This is a genomic window from Sphingomonas sp. CCH9-E2 (assembly GCF_001557215.1).
GTDB lineage: Bacteria > Pseudomonadota > Alphaproteobacteria > Sphingomonadales > Sphingomonadaceae > Sphingomonas.
The window spans coordinates 1-2,756 of the sequence record NZ_LSJM01000205.1 but is presented as its reverse complement, the minus strand read 5'-3'; the positions used below and the strand labels follow the sequence as shown (position 1 = coordinate 2,756).

The following is a 2,756-nucleotide window of genomic DNA, read 5'->3' as shown; positions in this document are numbered from 1 at the left end:
GATGAGCTTAATGCACTAACAAACCAATCGGTCCACTCGGTGGGGGCAGACCAGCCTTGCCTTCGCGCTTCAGGCAGACCTCTTCGTTCTGATCTGGATCATTATCGGAGTCAGGATGGTGTCGAGGGGACGCTTTCATTCTGCCATCGACAATCCCGGCTCCGCCTTTGCTCCGCCGAGTCCGGCGATTGCTGTCCAGGTCGCCTTCCTTCAGAACACGCTCGAACAGGCGGTGGCCGCCGTTGGCGCTCATCTGGCGCTTGCAACCTTGATCAGCGGCCCGTTGCTCGCGCTGATACCTGGCGCCGTCTTCCTCTTTGCGATCGGACGGTTCACTTTTCTGCGCGGGTATCCCCATGGCGCCGGTGCACGGGCATTCGGTGTCGTGACGACGGTTGTTCCGACCATCGGCGCCTATGGCTGGGCGATCGCCTCATTCTTTTTCGGTCGCTTTCGGGGTCATCGGCGACTTGAGGCTAGCGCGGCCCCGATCGCAGATATTTTACAAGAGCCGCAGTCGTGAGCAAAAGCACGACAATGACCAGCAGCCATATGAGGCCCATCCCGATCATCATCAGTCTGCTACCACCGCTCATCATCTCCATGCAGTTGGCAGGCATCGTTTCTCTCCTTGGCGTCCAAGCTCTATTATGCGCCGTGAGATACCCAACGGCGATATGTGGGCGACCCACATTCGCTGAAGCTTCGATTCCCATGCGCCGCCTGTGCTCGATGCGTGACGACAACAGGAAATGCGAAACCTCGCTTAAATGTGCATAGGTCCTAATCTGCCGGGTCGTTGCACGAACGGGATCGAACCCAACCCGCGGGCAGCTTGAGCTACCCCCAGCATCTCGCAACGCGGCGCGAACCCTTTCATTCACCGAGGACAGCAGGCCGTCAGCGCTTGACGCAGGGCGACGAGAAGCAGACAATATTCATATGAGGCGAGCACTGAAAATCGTGCTGGTCATAGCCGCCTTGCTTGGGCTCTTCGGGCAGACGGTGGCGATTGCTGCAAGCCCCGCCACGGCGGCTATCGAGGCAATGGCTCCGGCGACCATGCCGATGGATTGCGTCGGCATGATGCAGGGCGATAGCGACAAATCGGTTCCCTGTGACCGGATGACGCTCGCGTGCGTTGCTGGCCTCTGCTGTGCGATGCCGTTCATGCTCCATGTTGGACAGCCCGTAGTGGCAGAAACGATGATCGACGCCGGCTCTCTGGCATGGCCGTCAACCTCGTCCATAGAGGGACGATCGACCCAGCCCGAACAACATCCACCCAACTCCTTGGCCTGATAATTCGCCAGGCGAACCCTTCCCAGCACTGGACTGCGCGGTGCGCTGTCCAGTGCTTCGGCGCCAGTTCGTCCAAGGCACTATCAGTCCAAGGAGAGGAATCATGAAGACCTTGATATTCGGCGCTGCGGTGGCCGCATTCACGACACTCGTCGGCGTCCCTGTCCCGGTATGGGCACAAGCAGATGTCGAGAAACCGGCGACCATCAAATGCGAGTGGCAACCCCAGGCACCTGGTCCGCGTGCGCCGCTGAGTGCGCGGGTCTGCAAGAAGGTCGGCGACGAGCGCAAACAGTGGACAGGCAAAGGCGGACCGGAATGCGATCCAGCCTACACTGGCGAGACCGGCCGTTATGTGTGGCGGATGCGGCCGCAATATGGTCCGCGTGCGCCCATGCAGGGACCGGTCCGCGTTTGGGTCGATGGGCGCGATGTCTGCTGATGAAGTGATGGCGAGGGGCTAACTTGCCCTCGCCGTCGATCATGGATCGGCGAACATTGCCTGTTCCAACTTGCCGGAACTCTTCGGGAGGTGCTCCTCGGTGCCTCCCGAAAGTTCAGCGACGGTCTACTTTTTCTCGATGGCCGTCACTTCGCCGGCATTGCCGTCGAGCTTCAGCTCGAAATTCACCTGATCGCCCACCTTCACGCTGTCGATCAGGGTTGGCGCTGCCTTGAACGCCATCGTCATCGCCGGCCAGTTCGCCTCGGTGATCGGGCCATGGTCGAGCGTGATGGTCCCGGCGCTCTTGTCGACGGCTGTCACCTTGCCGGTGCCCTTGGCCATCTTGGCGGTAGGCGACATCTCCATTTTGCCCATGTCGTCCGCCATCGCATTGGTTTCCGTAGCCGCAGGCGACGCCGTGTTCGTGGCGGCCGTCTCGTTGGACTCGGTCTTGGAGCCGCAGGCGGCGAGCGCGGCGGTGAGGCCGAGAACGGTCAGTGCATGCAATTTCATCATAGTCTCCTTTCGTGGTGCTTCATGGTTTGGTGTGAAGGGATCCCCGCCTCAGAAGCAGATAGGCGGCGGGGATGACGAACATGGAGAGGAGCGGTGCGGTCAGCATCCCGCCGACCATGGGCGCCGCGATACGGCTCATGACTTCCGAGCCCGCGCCAGATCCGACCAGGATCGGAAGGAGGCCAGCAATGATGACGGCGACCGTCATCGCCTTGGGCCGGACCCTGAGCAGCGCGCCTTCGCGGACCGCCTCGGCAATATCCTCCCGCGAGGGCTGCTCGCCCCGCGCCTGGAGGGCATCCTTCAGGTAGATCAGCATCACAACGCCGAACTCGGCGGCGACGCCGGCAAGCGCGATGAAGCCGACGCCGGTCGCGACCGACTGGTGGTAGCCGAGCAGGTAGAGGATCCAGAAACCGCCGGTGAGCGCGAAGGGCAGCGTGGTCTGCCCCCACCGAGTGGACCGATTGGTTTGTTAGTGCATTAAGCTCAT

3 protein-coding genes and 2 pseudogenes are annotated in these 2,756 nt (G+C 61.5%); 3 read left to right on the top strand and 2 right to left on the bottom strand.

All coding sequences use genetic code 11. The annotated features are described in order from the left end of the window. Positions 1–76 precede the first annotated feature (76 nt). The 3 genes and pseudogenes from AX681_RS09915 to AX681_RS09905 form a co-directional block, all read left to right on the top strand. Positions 77–523: pseudogene (locus AX681_RS09915) on the top strand (MAPEG family protein); the annotation flags it as partial. Between the two features lie 419 nt (positions 524–942). Continuing rightward, on the top strand, positions 943–1,302 hold the full coding sequence (locus AX681_RS09910; RefSeq protein WP_066665036.1) for a hypothetical protein: 360 nt from the start codon (positions 943–945) through the stop codon (positions 1,300–1,302). 103 nt (positions 1,303–1,405) lie between these two features. Further along, complete coding sequence (locus tag AX681_RS09905; RefSeq protein WP_066665034.1) at positions 1,406–1,744, top strand: hypothetical protein; 339 nt, start codon at positions 1,406–1,408, stop codon at positions 1,742–1,744. 126 nt (positions 1,745–1,870) lie between these two features. Here the strand turns inward: AX681_RS09905 and AX681_RS09900 are convergent, their stop codons facing one another. Together AX681_RS09900 and AX681_RS09895 are read right to left on the bottom strand one after the other, a co-directional pair. Next, positions 1,871–2,260 (bottom strand): copper-binding protein, encoded by a 390-nt coding sequence (locus AX681_RS09900; protein ID WP_066665038.1) that lies wholly within the window; start codon positions 2,258–2,260, stop codon positions 1,871–1,873. Positions 2,261–2,282: 22 nt separating this feature from the next. Continuing rightward, positions 2,283–2,705: pseudogene (locus AX681_RS09895) on the bottom strand (efflux RND transporter permease subunit); the annotation flags it as partial. Positions 2,706–2,756: the final 51 nt, after the last annotated feature.